The sequence below is a fragment of the Enterococcus sp. AZ101 genome, from assembly GCF_050499005.1.
Classification (GTDB): domain Bacteria; phylum Bacillota; class Bacilli; order Lactobacillales; family Enterococcaceae; genus Enterococcus_L; species Enterococcus_L ureilyticus.
Genome location: NZ_JBMHEZ010000001.1, coordinates 1,603,795 through 1,623,243, shown reverse-complemented (window position 1 = coordinate 1,623,243; position 19,449 = coordinate 1,603,795). Strand labels below are relative to the sequence as shown.

Below are 19,449 nucleotides of genomic sequence, written 5' to 3'. Positions count from 1 at the left end.
ACTACTTTATTTCAAGTTTTATTGTCGTACTTCTTCTATTATAACATTTTTTGTTAAAAGTTTTCTTATGTTAGAACCTCTATTATTGTGCTTTTTTGCTCCTTGCTAAAAAAAAACTAGTATTCTCTTTTTTCATATGTTATAATTTCTAACATTAACAAACGAATAGATTTATGATGAATAGATTAAATATAAAAGAAAACTGTTTTTATAAAAAGACAATGTGAAATGGAATGATATTGCTATTAAAGGTTATTATATATATATGTATAATTTCTTAAAAAGACTCTTTCTATTTTCTCAGTTTAAATCAATGCTAGTGATTTTTTAATTTTTGATCTATCCTTCCACCTACTCACCAATCTACATTCATTGAATATGATGTGATAATTTTATACATAAAGGAGAATGACTATGATTTCGTTGGACCATGTTAATAAGTTTTTTGGGGATCATCATGTATTAAAAGATGTTTCCTTAAACGTCAACGAAGGAGAAAAGATTGTAATCATCGGACCTTCCGGTTCCGGTAAAAGCACTTTGATCCGCTGTATCAATCGTTTAGAAAAGGTCAGTGACGGCCACATATTGGTAGACGGTATCGATATTACCGAACCCAAAGCCCCCGTCCAAAAAGTTAGGCAGAAAGTTGCTATGGTTTTTCAAAGTTTCAATTTATACGCACACAAAACAATCATTCAAAATTTGACTCTTGCACCCATAAAGGTCAAAGGAGTCAGTAAAGAAGAAGCAACCAAAACAGGTATGGAATACTTAGAACGAGTCGGTTTAGCTGACAAAGCAAATGCCTATCCTGCTCAATTATCAGGTGGCCAACAACAACGCGTGGCGATTGCAAGAGCTTTGAATATGCATCCAGAAATCATTCTTTTTGACGAACCCACCTCAGCACTTGATCCAGAAATGATTCAAGAAGTATTAGACGTGATGGTCGATTTGTCCAAACAAAACATTACGATGATTTGCGTTACTCACGAAATGGGTTTCGCACGTCAAGTAGCTGACAAAGTTATTTTTATGGATGATGGGCAAATCATTGAAACGGGAACTCCCGAACATTTCTTTACCAATACTAAAAATGAACGCGCTAAAGAGTTTTTAAGTAAGATTATCCATAATTGATTTTTTAAATAGAACAAAACATTACTGAGGAGGAATTTTAAATGAAAAAAACAAAAAAATTATTAGGTGCTTTATCCCTTGCTTTGTTACTCGGTTTAATCGTCGGCTGTGGTGGTAGTGAAGACAAAAAAACGACAGCTTCTGGAACTGATCTTCAAAAAATCAAAGATGCTGGTGTAATTAAAGTTGGTGTTAAAGAAGACGTGCCCAATTTTGGCTATATGAATCCTGATACGAATAAAAATGAAGGGATGGAACCCGACATCGCTCGCTTAATTGCAAAAGAACTAACTGGTAGTGAAGATAATGTAGAGTTTGTCGGTGTAACTGCAAAAACTCGTGGTCCTTTACTGGATAATGGCGAGCTTGATATGGTCATTGCTACATTTACCATTACTGACGAAAGAAAAGAAACCTATAATTTCACCACTCCATATTATAAAGATGAAGTTGGTTTCCTAGTACGAAAAGATGACAAATTCACAGATACCGCAAGTTTAGACGGAAAAACAATCGGCGTTGTTCAATCAGCAACGACAAAAGAAGCCATTGAAAAACAAGCGAAAGAATTAGGTGTCACGTTTAAATACCAAGAACTAGGCTCTTATCCTGAGTTAAAAACAGCCTTAACGTCAAAAAGAATCGATGCGTTTTCAGTGGATAAATCGATTTTAACTGGTTATGTCGATGACAGTACAGAAATTCTTAAAGATGGTTTTTCACCTCAAGAATATGGCATTACTACAAAGAAGGCAAACACAGAACTAAATGAGCAATTAAACAAGTCCATTGAAAAATGGAAACAAGATGGTACTTTAGATAAAATTTACAAAACGTGGAATCTAGACTAACTCTTCTCGTTTCTATGTTATTTTGTTAAGGATTGGGAGGAAACTATATGTTCATTATAGCGAATGCAGGACCTTTTGCACTCTATCGCTGGGAAGCATTATTCAAAGATTGGCGATTATTTGCTGATGCTTTCCTATACACCATTTTATTGGCGATCGGTTCATTGATCGTTGCGATGCTATTAGGTATCTTTTTTGGTAGCTTATCAACAATGCATAATAAACTATTAAATTTAATTAGTCGGATTTACGTGGAATTTTTTCAAAATACCCCTTTATTAATTCAGTTCATCGTTGTCTATTATGGCTTTCCGTTAATTAGTCCGATGCTGACTTTTTCAACGACTACTATTGCAATTATTTGTGTTGGTCTTTATCATGGCGCTTATATTTCTGAGGTCGTGCGTTCTGGTATTGGCGCTGTTCCTAAAGGACAATTTGAAGCCGCTTATTCTCAAGGTTTTTCTTACGGCAAAACAATGCGTTATGTTGTATTACCTCAAGCATGGCGGATCATGTTACCACCATTGACCAACCAAATTGTAAACTTGATCAAAAATACATCCACTGTGGCCATTATCTCAGGAGCAGATGTGATGTTTACAGCAAATAGTTGGTCTTCCATTAATTTAAATTATATCCCAGCCTTTGCAGTAGCAGGATTTCTTTACTTTATCCTGTGCTTTCCTTTGGCTAACTTCGCTCGAAAATTGGAAGAAAATAATAAAAAAGCTTATACCAGATAGGAGGTTCGCAAAATGTCTTTCTCAGACCAAATGAGTCAACTTCTGACCGGCAATAATTTGCGCTTTTTATTTGATGGTTTGAAGCTTACTCTTTATATTTCTTTTGTATCAATTGTTCTAAGTACAATTTTTGGAACAGTATTAGCTGTTTTAAGAAATCAAAAATCAGGTCCTTTAAAATTTTTAGCTAGTTTATATATCGAAATCGTGCGGAATATTCCTAACTTATTGTGGATTTATGTTATTTTTTTGATTTTCAAAATAAAGTCTACTCCCGCAGGGATTGTTAGTTTCACCGTTTTCACTACTGCAGCATTAGCGGAAATCATTCGTGGCGGTTTAAATGGTGTTGATAAAGGACAAAAAGAAGCTGCTCGGTCGCAAGGATTTAGTAATTTCCAAATTCTTCTGTATATTGTTTTACCACAAGCGATTCGAAATGTGTTACCGGCAATTGTTTCTCAATTTGTGACAGTAATTAAAGATACTAGCTTCTTATATTCTGTTATTGCTTTGCAAGAATTATTTGGGAAATCCTATATCTTAATGGGACGTTATGCTCAAACTGGACAGGTTTTTGCAATTTACGGTTTAGTTGCTCTAATGTATTTTGTCATTAATTTTTCCATTTCGCAATTTTCCAGATGGTTATCCCGAAACTGGGCTTAATCAATTGATAGATAAAGAAAGAAGCCAAGCTATTTGTAGTGACCCCAAAGAGTTAGACTTTTTTCGGAGTAGAGAAATCTACTCCGTTTTTTATTCGTTATTAAGCTGCTTTACTTTCGGCTATTCGAAACTGTACAGGACTTTTCCAGTTCAGTTTCTTTTTCATTCGTTCGTTGTTGTAATAATAGATATAGTTATCAATTGCCGTTTTTAGTTCTTCAAAACTAGAATAGGTTTTCCCGTGATAAATTTCTTGTTTTAAAAGACTAAAGAAGTTCTCCATGATTGAGTTATCTAGACAATTGCCTTTTCGAGACATACTTTGAAAAATGTTCTGTTTCTTCAGTTTATAGCTGTAAGCTTTCATTTGATACGCCCAACCTTGATCTGAGTGAAAGGTGCGACGATAAGGACAATCATTCGTCAGTTTGATTGCTTCTTCTAATCCTTCCATTATTGCCAGTGCATTTGGTTTTTCTGAGATACGATAAGAAAGAATTTCACTATTATACATATCCATAAAAGGATCTAAGTATAACTTTCTTTGACGAATGATCCCTTTGGGATCACAATCAAAATACTTTAATTCTGTTGTATCTGTCGTTATTTTTTGATGACAAACACTCGTGTAAAAGCGACGTTGGATTCGGTTCTTGGCAATCGTTCCAACTTTTCCACGATACGAGCTATAGCGACGGGATTTCCGTGTATAAGAGCGGACTTCAATCCTTAGCTTTCGAATTAAGCGTTGAACTTTCTTTTTATTCACGTGGAATCCTCGGCTCCTTAGTTCGTTCGTTATTCGTAAACAGCCGTTATCTTTATGCTTTTGACGAATATGAAGCATCTCTGTTTCAATTTCCTGATTTGGATTTTTTCGGTCAAACCGTTTTTGCCAATACATAAAGGTTGATTTAGAAAAATTCAATGCTTCAAGAAGCTCAACTAATTTGAACTGTCCTCGGAGGCTTGCGATGATTCGCGCGATTGATTCACTCGTCGTTGTTGAGCTTCCTGTTTTCGCAGCTTCCTCAGTTCTTTTAAAAAGGCATTTTCAATTTGAAGAGTACGAACCTGCTTTTCTAATTCTTTGATGCGATTCTGTTCTTCTAGCGTTTCTTTCATTAAATGCTTCTTTGTCTGTTCTTCTTTTTTTGACACGGTAGATAGACGCCCTTTCTCTTTTGAGAGCCCATCGATTCCTTCTTTTCGGAATTTTCGCATCCAATTGGCAATAAGAGTTGGATTATTCATTTCAAGAATATTGGCAACTTCACGATAGGAGAGCTCACTTGTTTGATATAACTCTATCGCATTTAGCTTGAATTGAACAGAATAATTCTGATTTTGACGTTTTCGTAAAAGACCTTCTTCACCGAATTCTTGATAAGCATTGATCCACCTATGGACTTGTTCCGCCGCTTTAACCCCATGCTTATTTGCTAAAGCTTGTATTCCTCCTTTCCCTACCAGATATTCTTGAACAATTTTTAGTTTAAGTTCAAAGCTATATTTAGACATAAAAATACCGACCTCCAAAAAATTAGATTTTTGGTCTAACTTTTTGGGGTCGGTTCAATTTTTAGTTTGGCTTCTTTTTCTGTTATCTAATTATTACGTTAAATGCTTCAACCAAGGCTTTCTCAACTTTTTCCATCGATTGATTGATCTCTTCATCCACTAATGTCGCTTCAGGATTTACAAAAGTCAAACTATAAGCCATTGATTTTTTCCCTTCGGCAATGTTATCTCCTTGATAAACATCAAACAAATGGACAGTCTGTAAGAATTTTCCAGCGTGTTTTGAAATCGTTCCAATTAATTCTTGACTTGTTACCGATTCATCTACAAGTAAGGCAATATCTCTTGAAACTACTGGGAATTTTGAAATTTGTTGATAAACAAATGCATCATTTTCAGCTTCAACAATTGCCTGAAGATTCAATTCAGCAACATACGTTTCTGGTACTTCGTATTCTTTTGCAACTGTCGGATGAACTTGTCCAACAAACCCGATGATCGTCTCATTAAGTTTTATCAACGCTGTTCTTCCAGGATGCATCTCTGGGTTTGCTTTTGTCGCCTCATAAGAGATTTCATCTGCAAGCCCAACAGAATCGAATAAAACTTCCAGCATTCCTTTGATTGTATAAAAATCAACAGGAGTTTCTTTCGTTTCCCAATCCTTGACTTCTCGATTTCCAGTTAAAATAATCCCTAAATGGTTTTCTTCATAAGGTAAGTCTTTCTTGGGATCGTTGTCTTGATAAAAAATACGCCCAATTTCATAAAGAGCAACATTTGTATTTTTACGCGCCACATTATAAGCAACATCATCTAATAAACCTGAAATAAGATTCATTCGTAAAACTGAACGTTCTTCACTCATTGGCCATTGTAGACTTGTCGTTAGACTTTCTCTCATCATGAATTGACGAGATTTTTTCTCTGTTGTCAAAGCATAGCTGATTGCCTCACTAGCACCTGTGCCTTCTAATAAACTTTTTATTTTTCGAACCAACAGTTGTCTACTAGTTAAACTTCCTGCCACAGTTTCACCTTTTGGTAGTGTTGAGGGTAAATTATCATATCCATAGATTCTTGCTACTTCTTCGATTAAATCAGCTTCAATTGTAATATCCCAGCGTCTCGGCGGAACCGTTACAGTATATTTCCCTTGATCTAGTGTATAAGTAAACCCTAATGTATCGAATATTTCGCTAACAGCCGCTTCGTCTAAACTGGTCCCTAAATATTCATTGATACGTGGCACAGTCACACTTACAACAACCTCTTTAACCGTTAATTCAGAACCAATACTTCGACCAGAAACAACCGTTCCACCAGCCAATTTAGCAATCATTGCAGCAGCTACATCGCCTGCCTCTCCAATTGTCGCATGATTGATTCCTTTTTCAAAACGACTAGAAGATTCACTACGTAGATTAAATTTTTTCGATGTTTTACGGACAGCTAGTGAATCAAACAAGGCTGATTCTAGAGCAACAGTTGTTGTCTCCTCTGTAATTTCTGAATCGGCACCACCCATAACGCCAGCCAAAGCAACAGGAACTGTTCCATTGGTAATGACAATATTTTCCTCAGAGATTTTTCTTGTTTCACCATCTAAAGTTACAAGTTCTTCTCCCAATTTTCCACGTCTTACTAGGATATTTTTGCTGTCTAATTTATCATAATCAAAAGCATGTAACGGTTGTCCAAAAAGTAACAGAATGTAGTTTGTTACATCAACAACATTATTGATTGGGCGAATCCCCTCATTCATCAAACGTGTTTGTAACCAAAGAGGGCTTTCAGCAATTTTCACCCCTTTGATCACTCTGATTTGATAAGCGGGAACCTCTTTTTTATCTTCTACTTCTACAGAAATGTAATCAGCTGCACTTTCATTAGTATCTTCTTTTAAGACCTCGTCATTAAAATCAGGTGTTTGTCGATAAATTGCGCCTACTTCATAAGCAACCCCACGCATACTTAAGGCATCAGCCCGATTTGGTGTGATCGATAACTCAATGATAGAATCATCCATATCAAGATAAGAAAAGACAGCATCACCATTGACAGCGTCGTTTGGCATATAATAAATTCCTTCAGAGTAAGCCTTAGGGATCACACTGTCAGAATAACCCAATTCTTGTAAAGAACAAATCATGCCATTAGAAACTTCACCGCGCATTTTTCCTTTTTTTATTTTTTGATTTCCAGTAATTCGTGAGCCAGGTAAGGCTACGATTACTTTAATACCAGCTTTTACATTCGGCGCACCACAAACGATTTGGGACAACTCTTCTTCCCCAATATCTACTTGGCAAATCGATAGATGATCTGAATTAGGATGTGGAATACATTCTTTCACTTCACCAACGACTATTTTTTTTAAGCCTTCCTCAGGTACTTCAACACCTTCAACTTCTATTCCAGTCAAAGACATTTGATCGGACAACTCTTTTGCAGAAATTTTTGAAAGATCTAAATATTCACTTAACCATTTATAAGAAACTAACATCGTCGACTACTCCTTTACCTTGAACTGATTTAAGAAACGTAGATCATTTTGATAGAAATGACGAATATCATTGACGCCATAACGTAACATAGCCACTCTATCTGGCCCTAAGCCAAAAGCAAAGCCAGTATATTCGGTTGGATCAATTCCTGACATTTGTAAAACATCAGGATGAACCATCCCAGCACCAAGAATCTCAATCCAACCTGTTTGCTTACAAACATTACACCCTGCTCCGCCACATTTGAAGCAACTAACATCCACTTCAACGGAAGGTTCAGTAAATGGAAAATAACTTGGGCGCAGACGAATCTTACGGTCTTCACCAAACATTTTTTGCATCACAACTTCTAAGGTTCCTTTAAGATCGCCCATTGTAATATTTTTATCGATAACAAGCCCTTCGATTTGGTGGAATTGATGACTATGCGTGGCGTCATCAGTATCTCTGCGGAATACTTTCCCTGGAGAAATCATACGTAACGCACCTTTTGAAAAATCATGTTTTTCCATAGTTCTAGCTTGTACGGGTGACGTATGAGTTCGAATCAAAATCTCATCAGAAATGTAAAACGTATCTTGCATATCACGAGCTGGATGATCTTTTGGCAAGTTCATCCGTTCAAAATTATAATGATCAGATTCTACTTCATACCCTTCTATTACTTGATAGCCCATCCCAACAAAGATATCTTCGATTTCTTCCATAACTTGAGATAATACATGTCGTGTACCATGTACCATTTGTTTTCCTGGTAATGTTACATCAATTGTTTCATGCTCTAAAGCAGCGTTTAAAGCTTCAGACTCTAAAATTACTTTACGTGATTCAATCGCTTCAGTTAATAAATCACGAATCTCGTTAGCGAAGCTTCCAACAATTGGTCGCTCCTCTGCTGAAAGATCTTTCATTCCTCTTAATACTTCTGTGATTGGCCCTTTTTTACCTAATATTTCTACTCTAATTTGGTTTAGTGCTTTAAGATCCGCAACATGTTCAATGTTTACTAAGGTTTCATCTCTTAGAGCTTCTAACTGAGCTTTTAATGTCATTTTTCTATTCCTTTCTTTGGCTTAATATTAGAATTGCTTACAACGGCTAGGTGAACTAAAAAAACGATAGCCCGCTCCTCTATCAAGGAACGAGCTATCGTGTTACCATCCTACTTCATGAAAAAAAATCATGCACTCAATTCTTATAACGGCTTTCACCGGTCTGAACCTCTAGAACAAACAAACTCCGGAAGTGAACTTCATTTTTCGAATACGTAACCTGTTTACAGTCTAAGACAGGTTTTCCCTTGTTCGTATCAACCAAACTACTCTTTTCCATCATCGCTTTTTATTATTCAATTGACTACAGTTTACAAGAAATCAAGTCTGAGGTCAACCGCATTCTTCAGCTGTGACCCATTTTTCTGCCCATTCTTGGATTTGTTCCATTGCTTGTTGTAGGTCTTTGCCCTTATTTGTGAGGAAATATTCTAGACGACTACTCTCGTCACAGCGCACTGCTTTCGAGATGATTCCTTCTGCCTCTAGTTCTTTCAAGCGTTCTACTAACACTCGATCACTAAGTTCAGGAATCTTCTGTCTTAACTCACCAAATCGTTGAGGGCCATTTTCCAACAAGACGTCAATAATCAAACCATTCCATTTTTTTCCTAAAATCGCAAAAGCTTTCTCAAATTTAGGACATAATAAAAAGTCGGTTGTTTTTACTTGCTCCATTTTCCTCACCTCATGCATTGAGTATAGCACACAACTTACAATTTGTAAGTAGATTTGCTTTTGTTTTAATTCATTTTTTCAATGATCTTTTCCTGATCCATATCAATGATGATCCCAGCAGATAATAAGACTAAAAAGACTTTGGTCACTTCTTTATTCGTCGCTTGAGCTAATGCTTTTCGATATAAATTGAGCTGACCACGGTAACGTTGAATAATTTTTTTGATTTCTTGGGTATTTTCACTATCTTGAACAAAGTCCGTTTTGTAATCATAAAGTATACAATTTTCCTCTTGTTCAATATACCCGTCTATCATACCATGAATCAATAAATCATCTTGTGTTTCTTTTGGATAGTCTTTGATTAGTTCCTCTGCTTTTAACAACATTGAAAAAGGTTGCTCTCGTACTACTTGTGCTGATTGTTCTAGCAATTGCTTTCCTAAAGTTGTTTGATAAAATGATAGAACTTGATCGATATTGATTTGCTTTGCTACATTTTCTTGAATAATATTCGTTTGAATCAATTCTTCGATCAATTGAAGAATGCTGTTTTTCGTTGGTACCTTCTCTAAATCTAAGAGCTGTAATAGATAGTGTGTCGCAGTCCCAATTTCAACAGCAGATGGTTTGCGAATCGTCTCGATAAATCTCGGTTTTCCTAATTCACCATCACTCATTCGATGGATGATCATCGGTGTTGGCTGAATTTTATTTCTTTCATCGACTTCGATTTTCACAATTTCTTTATTATCAGGATCTTCAAATACACGCTTGATTTCTGATACTGACTGATAGTTTGTCGTTTGAGTTGACAGTTCATAAGGATAGGAAAAATTTAAGCGTTCTATTCCTTTTGCCAGTAATTTCGGATCATCATTTTTTATACTCTTTTCTATACTTAAACTTGAATCCACAAATTGAAGCGTAGCAAATTGTTCCTGAATGATTTTTTCAGTTATAAAAGTAATTGAAAAATTGGCTGGGTGTTGTGTAATTCCAGCAATCTTTTCAGTGATAAATTCCGTTTGGAACTCAGTCATTTTCTGGTGACGGATTAAACTCATCCCCACCCAATTCATTAGACTACTTTTTCCCTGCAAACGATTCTCACTTGGTAAAACTTTTGTTTGAACATCACTAACTTTGAGCCATTCTTTAAACGCCGCTTCCTGACTATTGTATGAACCAACGAGGTAAAGTTTTTGTTCTGCACGCGTCAACGCAACATATAATTTACGCATTTCCTCAGAAAGTAATTTTTTCAGCTTTGCTTGTTTGATAGCTAAAAATGGCAATGTTTCATAGAGCATTCGATCAATCTGATCGAGATAGCGGATGCCCACACCTAAACGATCATCAAAAATATAGCGTTCATTCAAATCTCCAAGATTAAACTCTTTCGTCATATCTAAAACGAATACCACTGGAAATTCCAACCCTTTACTAGCGTGAATCGTCATTACTCGAACAGCATCTTCCTCACTTAAAATCACAGGTTCAGCTAAGTCTTTATCTTTCTCCTGCATTTTTTCAATAAATCGGACAAATTGAAATAGTCCTCTGAAGCTTGTCTGTTCATAGCTGGCTGCTCGTTCCACTAAAGCAAATAAATTAGCCTGTCTTTGCTTGCCTGCGGGCATCCCGCCCACATAATCTAAATACGCGGTTTCTTGATAAATAGCCCAAATCAGGACAGCCAATTGATCTCTTCTAGCGATTTCTCGCCATTTATCCAATAGCGCAGCAAACTGAATTGTTTTATCTTGTAGTTTTTGCTGCTCTTTATCTGCAACTTCGGATTGATTAAATGTTAAAAATGCCTCATAGTAGGAACTCTTTTTCCCAGCTAAACGAATAGTCACAAGTTCATTTTCCTTTAACCCAACAATTGGCGATCTCAATACTGCGGCTAAGGGAATGTCTTGATACGGATTATCGATGATTTGCAGTAACGCAACCATCGTTTGAACTTCTGTCGCTTGGAAATAATTTTGAGCATCATTGACTTGAATCGGAATGCCCGCTAGTTTAAATATTTCTAAAATCGTTAGATTATTTTTCTTTGTTGGCGTCAATAATACAATGTCTTTATAAGTAAGAGGTCGATTTTCCTTGGTCGATTTATCATAGATCAAAAACTTTTGATCGATCAATTCTCTGATTTTTAAGGCAGTCATATATAACTCACCTTCTGTTTTATCTTCCATGATGACATGCGACTGGTCAAATTGAAGTGTTTGCTCAAGTTGCTCTGATTTTTTTTCATAAATCAACAGTTCAGTATCATAATTTTCAGCTTCTGAAAATTGATCAAAGCCATGAACTAACTGAGCCGCTTGGTCATAAGCAATTTGTCCTACTCGTTCATCCATTAATTGTTCAAAAATTAAATTTGTAAAGTCTAAAACATTTTTTCTAGAACGAAAATTCTCGGCTAAAACAATTCGTTTCCCCTCTTTATTTTGACCATACTGATTGTATTTTTCAATAAATAATGTTGGATCAGCTAAACGAAATGAATAAATAGATTGTTTTACATCACCAACCATAAATAAATTGCCTTCTTCAGCGGAAGGTCTTCTTAACCAATAGAGAATGGTCTCTTGCAGTCGGTTGATGTCTTGGTATTCATCTACTAAAACTTCATCAAATTTAGTGCGATAATAATTTGACGCTTCTGTAGCAAGCCACTCACCTGCTTCTTTTTTTGCTAAAATAGCTAAAGTGAAATGCTCTAAATCATTGAAGTCAACTAGCCCTTTTTTTAGTTTCTGCTTGCTGTAACGTTCAATAAAAGCCTGACCTACTTTAGCCATTTCTTCCACGACAGGTAGAGAACGTTTTAAGATCTCTTTCATTTCTTCTGGTGACAATGTAAATAAATTCGTCAAGATATCATTTATCGCTTTTTTGTTTTGCTCACGTAAATTTTTCGCTTGTGCTGAGATCTCTTTTAGTTCTTCTAAGCGGACAGTAGGATAGCGTTCAAATTTAACTGTTTTCGAAAGTTCAAATGCTGCTTCCAAATCATTATCAACTACTAGACTACTAAATGTTTCAGCGAATTCTTTTTCATTTCTTGCTAGATCAGCAATTTTTTCTAGTTTTTCTTCGCCTTCTGTTAATCGAATCATTTCTTGATAGCGATCGACACATCGCAATAAGCTTTCCATGATTTGCGGTTTCAAATAGTCTTGAAATAAACTGGAGTTGCCCAATTGTCCCGATATACGATAACTATCAGCTAAATGTGTTAGCCACTCTTCTGGATCTGGATTAGCTCTAGCAAACTCGTAAAGCGAAAAGATCAGCCGAGTTAAGCCATCATCACTGCGATCGTTAGAAAAGTTACTGGTCAGTTGATAAAAAGCTTCTTCATTCTCACTGTAAAATTGCTCCCTAAGCTCATCCCAAACATCTTCTTTTAGCAGTAGCATTTCAGTCTCATCCGTTAATAAACGAAACACTGGATCCATTTCGATCAAATAATAAAAGCGTCGGATCACTGTTAAACAAAACGCATGTAATGTGCTGATATGCGCTGTAGGTAGTAACGTTAACTGGCGAATAAAATGTTGTTTTTTCTCTTGGTCACTTTCGTTAGTGATTGCTTTTTGTAAAGCGACTTGAATTCGTTCTTTCATTTCCTTCGCTGCTGCTTCTGTATAGGTTACGATCAATAAACGATCAATATCAACACCACTTTTAAGCTTTTCAATGACTCTTCGGACAAGAACCGTTGTCTTCCCAGAACCTGCAGAAGCAGAAACTAAAATGTTTTCATCTCCGTCAAAAACAGCTTGCCATTGATTATCTGTAAATTGTTCATTCTCTGGACGTAACGGAATGATTTTACTCATCACCTGCTCCTCCTTCCTGTTCATTTTCAACCAAGCGATCCATCACTTCTTTTTTAGATAATGTTTCAATTCGATTATAGTTATTCTCTTTTAACATCACATCAAAATTACAAACACTTCTAAATGGGCAAAAACGACAAGCAATTCGCTCTTTCCCCTGATACGCTGGATTCAAATCAATTTCTCCACTCGTGACTTTGTTACCTGCTTCGATAAATTTACTACGATTATGGTTCAGTAACGCGTCTAGTTCAGGTTCTGTCACAAATTTATCTTCTTGACGACGTCCTGGTTTAATAATTTCTTTTGCCGATTCTTCAATTGGAAAGATCAATGAACTTTGTTTTGCCTGTAAACTTTTGTCTAGATTTTCAAGTAAAATCGGATCATTCAATAACAGACCGTCATACTGAAATTTCTTTAATAGCTGCTGTTCTTTTTTATCATTTGTCTCGAAGGGAAGAATCGGATTGTGAACATGTAGATAAAATGAACCAGCAGGCTTAGCAGGCTGACCAACTAAATTCACCGCATCCATCAAAGCAACATCCAAATACGTCAGCATCTGCATGGCTAGTCCATAATAAGCTTCTGTAATATTAAATTTTTTATGACTAGACTTATAATCGACTACGCCTAAATAAACAGATTCTGGTGTCACTAGCTGATCCAAACGATCTATTTTCCCTCTAACACTGATATTCCCACCATTTTTTAAAGGTAATTCCAGTCCTTTGATTCCTTTTTGACTAGCGATCTGCCCAAACAATACTTCGGTTTGAACAGCAGACATGCCGCTGCGTTCGCTTTGACGTCTCAAAGCCCAGCTAACTTTTTTGATCGTTTGCCCTAATTGATAGCGAATATAATTCATACGACTAGAAGAGTCTAGAATCGAAAATTTTATTTCACCAAAAACAACATTTAGGATCTGTTCCGTAAATTCACTGACTTCACGATCTGTCAATTCAGATAATTGTTTTTTTTGCATGATTAATAACTTAAAGAATTGATCCAGTGCTTCGTGGAAAAAATCACCTGTAGCAGCTGGAGATAATCCAAAAACATCTCTTTCTTTCAGCCCTAGACCAAAACGAGCAAAATATTGATATTGACAGCGATAAAAGCTTTCCATTCTTGACACAGAGGTATAGATTTGTTTGCCATATAAATCCTCTGCTAAAGAATCTGTTAAATTTTCTGGTAAATTTTGATGGCCTAAGCTTTCAAAAATATGTTGTGCCAATGATGCATAGGAGTGTTCCATTAATTCACGCTCTAACAGTAGCCATAATGGTCGTATGCCTTCATGCGTTTCCTTTTTTTGCCGCTTCAAATTGGTTAAATCACTGATCAAGGTTCTGTAAGTTCCCACATGTTCTAAGGACGCCTGCTCATCATCTGTGATCATAAGTGCATTTTTCGACTGCATTTTCACTCCTAAGTCATTTTGAATATTCACTAAATAACTAGAAACCTTCACATCTTTAGAGGTGTCTTTCACACTTGGATATGAGAAGTATAAACGTTCAGTCGCTGAAGCAAACATGATGTAGGCAATGAACGGTTCCTTGGCTATACTTTTTCGGGTATCATTCAGCAAGAATTGACCTTCCTCTAAATGACCATTGACGAATTGTCGCTCTTCATCTGAAAGTAATGTTTTATTATCAAATTTTTGTGGAAATACTTGGTCCGTTAAACCTATCACAAAAACAACTTTCGCTTGACCTGGCCTAGCTAAATCAATTGCTCTGACTTGAACCTGATCAATTGCTGTTGGTACTTTATTATACCGTAGCCCCTCTAAACCACTGGAAAAAATTTCTTCGAAAGTATCTAAGTCAAATAATTCGGCCCCATAGATCGTTACATACTCATCTAATAAGGTCATCAAAGCTTCCCAAGTTTGTTCATGGTTACGAGCAGCTTCTAATTGCCCACGTTCGATTGCTTGAGTACGCCACATCATCAATTGCTTTTCAACGCCATTACTTACTAAGAAACGATAAAAATAGTCAGCTGCTTCAATCCCCGTTTCAGCACTTTCAAGTTTCTTGAAAAAAGCAGGTATATGATTTTGAATCATCTGACGAACAATATTCGCATCTTTTTCGATAAGCTCAGTATTGTCTTGTTGATCTGCCTCAAAATCATAGCGGATGAAATGCCAGTCCTTATCTGTTTCCCAATGATATCCTTCATAACCATAGGCTAGGACGACATTTTCTGTTACATCAATTTTACGCCGCCATTCATCTCGTTCCGTTTGCCATTCTTCTAGAGAGAGTTGATCGGCAATCGGGAAAAATAATTCTGTTCTTAGAAAACGCAAAACATCCCGATAACGATAGTGATAATTGTGGATTGAAAATACAGATTGAATAAACTCAACTAGTGGATGCTGCTCCATTGCCATATCACGATCTAAATAAACCGGAATCTCGTGGAGCGTAAATAGTGGTTCAATCAACGTTTCATAGCTATCCAATTCTCTTGTCAGCAACTGAATATCTTTATATCGATAATTTTCTTCAACTACTAATCTTCTAATTTCTTTTGCGATGTGATTGATTTCTTCTTTGGGATTTTCAGCACACCAAAATTGTAAATGCTCATCAGTTACTTGTGCTTGTCTTCTTTTCGGATGACTTTCTTGCGCTTCTATCCAATAGTTTCCAAGCGTTTGAAGACTGTTATCGACAACTAAAAAATGATTCTTTTCTATATAATCAGGTAATATCGCTGTCGATGATTTTCTAGCTAATTGATACAGTTTGTGGTATGTCGTACCCGTTTCATAAAACAAATTCATCATCGTTGGTACTTCATTCGGATATTTTTTATCTACTACTAAAGATATCTTAACTTCTCCACCTCGACGCATCAACGTCTCGATCAACTTCAATTCTCTTGCTGAAAAATTATGATAGCCATTAATCACAAATAAAACATTACTAAGGTCTTTAGACTCTAAATATTCAGTTAAGTAATTAATGATCTCTGCAGACTTGATACCATATTGACTCATCATTACTTCAAATTTCGAAAATATTAATTTGATATCTTTGATTTTCAATTGTAAATCTTGCTCTTTACTATCAGAATTTGATCCTGATAACTGGCTAAATAGCTCCTCTAAATCAATATTTCCTTCTTTCATTTCTTGATATAAATCAAACAATTGTTGGATAAAACCAGATTTGTTAACTTCTCCACGGAAAACGTTCAACTCTTCCTCGTTTTCTGATAAAATCTTTCTAAAAACCATTGCCGCTCCAGCTTCGGTCAGAATCTCAGAGCTATAATACTGTGTATGTTGCAAATAATACCAAGCTAAACGATAAAAACTGAACACCTGAAAGCGCATGGTTGCTATCGAATCACTATGATTACTTTGGATATTTTTTAATCGCTTAAGTGCATTGATTTCTTGTTCGAATTTCATGTGGTTTGGGACTAAATAAAAAACTTCATGTTTGTCATCTGCCAATAACCACTTATTAGACGCTTGTAAAAGCTCTTCCTCTAAATCCATTTCAGCTGTTCCACGGATAAATTGTAAACTCACTTCTGTCACATCCTTTATAAATATCTCATACGCTTAGTTTATCATAAATCATTGTTGAATACGGCGCCCACCATCTAACAAAAAAACCCTCTTAATTAAAAGAGAGCTTTCTTAAATTATACTTTTTTAGATCGTACCAAAGCGATCTAGCGGCCATAAAACAAATTTAACATCACCTAATATACTATCTTTACTGATAAAACCAATCATTCGGCCATCTTTAGAATTCCGACGATTATCGCCCATCACAAAATATTCGCCTTCTGGTACTTTAGTTTCACCTGTCACTTCATTCAATGTGAAATCAAACGTCAGAGGCATTCCATCCGTCACTTCATCTTTAAACTGGTCTAAATAAGGTTCTTTTACTTCTTTATCATTGATATATAAAACATCGTTTTTGTACTCAATTGTATCACCTGGTAACCCGATCACTCGTTTGATGTAGTTCTTTTTAGGTTCATCTGGTGCTGGAAATGTGACAATATCAAACCGTTTGATTTCCGTATTTTTTAACGCAATCACTCGTTCACCATCAGCCAATGTTGGGTCCATCGAGTGACCTTTGACCACAACTGGGGTAAACACAAATTGTCTCAATAAAAATAGTAGTGCTGCTAATCCAATAAAAAATAAAATTGTATGTAATAACTCTTTAGATTTCAAATTCATTCCTCCAAAAACTTGCTTTCTATAGTTTACCACAAAGAAGTAAATTCCTACAGGATTCTTTTCTTTTTAAACAAACTTTTAAATTAACTTTTCGATAACCGAACTGATTTCTACCAAAATTAAAAAATTAGGTAACAATCACTTTACTAGCTTCTATGTTTTTCCCTATACTTGATTTTATTCTCAGGTATATTCTAATTTTATTACTAATATCTATGAAAAATAGATGACTGAACAACCAAGATTTGATAAACTGAATAGAAGCAGGATTAATGAAGGAGGATCTACCCCCATGTTTATTACATTTGGCATGTTCATTGGTTTAATTATAGCAACAATCATTATGATTGTGTTGATTATTTATTTAACTTTTACAGGTAGTAAAAATAATAAATCACTTCATAAGAACACTCATCAAGCTGAGGCAGAAGCAGAAGCTAAAGAACGTTTAGCTCAAAACAACAGAGCCATGTCACATCAGACTGATTACTTACATTCTGAAAACATGCCGGACCCAGATGAATTTAAGCAAAAAGAAGAAATCAATGATCCTTACCATCAAGAGCAAACTCAAGAAGAAACAATAGATGATGATTATTCATTAGATATTCTTCCTTACCCTAAAGATGATGACTTTAAGTGAAAGAGAATGATTAGATTTTCTAACTAAATAAAGGAGCCCTCAATTTTGAGAGCTCCTTTATTTCTTGTTTAATCAAAGATTGAGCACAATTCGTTAAATCCAATATTACAGACGTGCATTCAATTCTTTCGCTAAATCTTCAAAGCCAGGTTTACCAAGTAATGCAAACATGTTTTTTTTGTATGCTTCTACACCTTCTTGGTCAAATGGATTCACACCATTCAAATACCCAGAAATTCCCACAGCAATTTCAAAGAAGTACATCACATATCCTAATGAATAAGCATCCATCGCAGGTATTTTCACGATCATGTTTGGCACACCACCATCTGTATGTGCTAACAATGTTCCTTCAAATGCTTTGGTATTTACAAAGTCGATTTCTTTCCCTTGCAAATAGCCTAAACCATCTAAATCTTCTGCTAATTCAGGAATTGATACAACGTGACGCGGCCTTTCAACTTTCACAACAGTTTCAAATAAATTACGCATACCATCTTGAACATATTGTCCCATTGAATGTAAATCTGTTGAAAAATCGGCTGCTGCTGGGAAGATTCCTTTTTGGTCTTTTCCTTCTGATTCGCCGAATAATTGTTTCCACCATTCAGAGAAATAGTGCATTCCTGGTTCGTAGTTGATCAACATTTCAGTGGTTTTCCCTTTACGATATAAAATATTTCTTAATGCAGCATATTGATATGCTTGATTTTTGCTTAAATCTGTCGTTGCAGCATATTCTTTACGTGCATCATTGGCACCCGTCATTAGGGCATCAATATCTGCACCACTAACGGCGATTGGTAGTAAGCCAACTGGTGTTAGTACGGTAAAGCGTCCACCAACATCATCAGGGATCACAAAAGTTTCCCAACCTTCAGCGTCTGCTTCAACTTTAACAGCACCTTTGGCACGATCAGTAGTAGCATAAATACGCTTGTTCGCTTCTTTTTTACCATATTTCTTAATTAATAATTCTTTAAATACTCTAAATGCAATCGCAGGTTCAGTCGTTGTACCTGATTTAGAAATCACATTTACCGAGAAGTCACGCTCACCAATAACATTGATTAAATCAGCTAAATAAGTTGAGCTGATGCTATTTCCAGCGAAGAAAACTTGTGGTGCTTTTCTTTCTTCTGATGGTAATAGGTTATTAAATGAATGATGTAAAAATTCAATCGCTGCTCTTGCACCTAAGTAAGAACCGCCAATACCAATTACAACTAAAACTTCTGAATCAGATTGGATTTTTTCAGCCGCCTTTTTGATGCGGGCAAATTCGTCTTTATCATAATTTTCCGGTAGATCGATCCAACCAGTAAAGTCGCTTCCAGCTCCAGTTCCTTCTCTTAGTGCCTTGTCTACTGCAGTCACTTGAGTCTGCATGTATTCCAATTCATGATCCGCAATAAACGGTGTTAAATTGGAATAATCAAATTGAATGTGTGACATTCCTTCTCCTCCTTGAAATTAAACTTAATACAGTATCTACTTTACGTTCTTTTTATGCTTTTTTCAAGCAAATTATGA

13 protein-coding genes are annotated in these 19,449 nt (G+C 35.8%); 5 read left to right on the top strand and 8 right to left on the bottom strand.

Annotated elements, in window-relative coordinates; translation table 11 throughout:
* Positions 1-414: 414 nt before the first annotated feature.
* Genes IGJ50_RS07675 through IGJ50_RS07660 form a run of 4 tightly spaced genes read left to right on the top strand, consistent with a single transcriptional unit; the run spans position 415 to position 3,409 of the window.
* Positions 415-1,143, top strand: a complete 729-nt coding sequence (locus tag IGJ50_RS07675) for an amino acid ABC transporter ATP-binding protein (RefSeq protein ID WP_069640722.1) — start codon at positions 415-417, stop codon at positions 1,141-1,143.
* A gap of 41 nt (positions 1,144-1,184) precedes the next feature.
* Positions 1,185-1,994: a transporter substrate-binding domain-containing protein gene (locus IGJ50_RS07670; protein ID WP_069640723.1), complete on the top strand. Its 810-nt coding sequence runs from the start codon at positions 1,185-1,187 to the stop codon at positions 1,992-1,994.
* Between the two features lie 47 nt (positions 1,995-2,041).
* The gene (locus IGJ50_RS07665; RefSeq protein WP_069640724.1) at positions 2,042-2,740 is read left to right on the top strand and encodes an amino acid ABC transporter permease; all 699 of its coding nucleotides are present in this window, start codon (positions 2,042-2,044) and stop codon (positions 2,738-2,740) included.
* 30 nt (positions 2,741-2,770) lie between these two features.
* Positions 2,771-3,409 carry an amino acid ABC transporter permease gene (locus tag IGJ50_RS07660; RefSeq protein ID WP_207120350.1) on the top strand — a complete coding sequence of 213 codons (639 nt, stop codon included), beginning with the start codon at positions 2,771-2,773 and terminating at the stop codon, positions 3,407-3,409.
* A gap of 100 nt (positions 3,410-3,509) precedes the next feature.
* Here the strand turns inward: IGJ50_RS07660 and IGJ50_RS07655 are convergent.
* From IGJ50_RS07655 to lepB, 7 genes are all read right to left on the bottom strand, one after another.
* A protein-coding gene (locus IGJ50_RS07655; RefSeq protein ID WP_429949740.1) for an IS3 family transposase occupies positions 3,510-4,930 on the bottom strand; the annotation gives its coding sequence in 2 pieces (ribosomal slippage) (positions 3,510-4,453 and positions 4,453-4,930; 1,422 coding nt in all).
* 82 nt (positions 4,931-5,012) lie between these two features.
* On the bottom strand, positions 5,013-7,436 hold the full coding sequence (gene pheT / locus IGJ50_RS07650) for a phenylalanine--tRNA ligase subunit beta (protein WP_429949738.1): 2,424 nt from the start codon (positions 7,434-7,436) through the stop codon (positions 5,013-5,015).
* 6 nt (positions 7,437-7,442) lie between these two features.
* Positions 7,443-8,489, bottom strand: coding sequence for a phenylalanine--tRNA ligase subunit alpha (gene pheS / locus IGJ50_RS07645; RefSeq protein ID WP_207120301.1), 1,047 nt, complete (start codon positions 8,487-8,489; stop codon positions 7,443-7,445).
* A gap of 333 nt (positions 8,490-8,822) precedes the next feature.
* The gene (locus tag IGJ50_RS07640) at positions 8,823-9,167 is read right to left on the bottom strand and encodes a winged helix-turn-helix transcriptional regulator (RefSeq protein WP_069640727.1); all 345 of its coding nucleotides are present in this window, start codon (positions 9,165-9,167) and stop codon (positions 8,823-8,825) included.
* Between the two features lie 65 nt (positions 9,168-9,232).
* On the bottom strand, positions 9,233-13,030 hold the full coding sequence (gene addA / locus IGJ50_RS07635; RefSeq protein WP_429949736.1) for a helicase-exonuclease AddAB subunit AddA: 3,798 nt from the start codon (positions 13,028-13,030) through the stop codon (positions 9,233-9,235).
* The gene (locus tag IGJ50_RS07630; protein WP_429949734.1) at positions 13,023-16,601 is read right to left on the bottom strand and encodes a PD-(D/E)XK nuclease family protein; all 3,579 of its coding nucleotides are present in this window, start codon (positions 16,599-16,601) and stop codon (positions 13,023-13,025) included. Before IGJ50_RS07630 ends, addA begins: the two co-directional genes overlap by 8 nt.
* A gap of 126 nt (positions 16,602-16,727) precedes the next feature.
* On the bottom strand, positions 16,728-17,273 hold the full coding sequence (gene lepB, locus IGJ50_RS07625) for a signal peptidase I (RefSeq protein WP_069640730.1): 546 nt from the start codon (positions 17,271-17,273) through the stop codon (positions 16,728-16,730).
* Between the two features lie 292 nt (positions 17,274-17,565).
* Between lepB and IGJ50_RS07620 the strand changes: the two genes are divergently transcribed.
* Positions 17,566-17,916 (top strand): hypothetical protein, encoded by a 351-nt coding sequence (locus IGJ50_RS07620; protein WP_429949732.1) that lies wholly within the window; start codon positions 17,566-17,568, stop codon positions 17,914-17,916.
* A 105-nt stretch (positions 17,917-18,021) separates the two neighbouring features.
* On the opposite strand, the gene IGJ50_RS07615 is transcribed toward IGJ50_RS07620, so the two are convergent.
* Positions 18,022-19,371, bottom strand: coding sequence for a glucose-6-phosphate isomerase (locus IGJ50_RS07615; protein WP_429949730.1), 1,350 nt, complete (start codon positions 19,369-19,371; stop codon positions 18,022-18,024).
* Positions 19,372-19,449: the final 78 nt, after the last annotated feature.